This window comes from Dietzia sp. IBK-p2-15D, assembly GCF_057773105.1.
The window spans coordinates 1-454 of sequence record NZ_JBYMTK010000089.1 but is presented as its reverse complement, the minus strand read 5'-3'; the positions used below and the strand labels follow the sequence as shown (position 1 = coordinate 454).

The following is a 454-nucleotide window of genomic DNA, read 5'->3' as shown; positions in this document are numbered from 1 at the left end:
CTTCTCCGTAGGCTTCAGTTCAGGGCTTTTTTCAGATGTTCCGCCAGCTCGGCAATGGCCTCCGGCGAATCGTTATCGAGAATGATGTGCTTACGTTCTGTTTGCGGCGGTACGCGAATGCCGGTCAGTTCAGCAAGTGGTGCGCTCTGGCTCCAGCCAATATCACTTGCCTGCCACTGATTTACCGGTTTTTTACCCGCGCCGAGGATGGCTTTCATCGAAGGAATACGTGGTACGTTAATATCGGAGGTGACGCAGAGCACGGCTGGAACAGAGAGTTCAATAACTTCAACATCATCTTCAAGCGTGCGTTCAATCACCAGTGTATTGCCCTGACGCTGAATAGCACTCACTGCATTAATCACCGGAAGTTGCAGAAGTTCTCCGACCAGCAAGCCAACCTGCTGGGCATAAAGGTCGCCGGAACCTTCACCAAAGATCAGTAAATCGAAGC

The 454-nt window shown here is 51.5% G+C and carries 1 protein-coding gene; it reads right to left on the bottom strand.

What is annotated here, in order from left to right; genetic code table 11:
• Window positions 1-14 precede the first annotated feature (14 nt).
• The coding region (locus tag AC3DEV_RS17000) for an adenine nucleotide alpha hydrolase family protein (protein ID WP_488372872.1) at window positions 15-454 on the bottom strand (440 nt) is incomplete at its 5' end.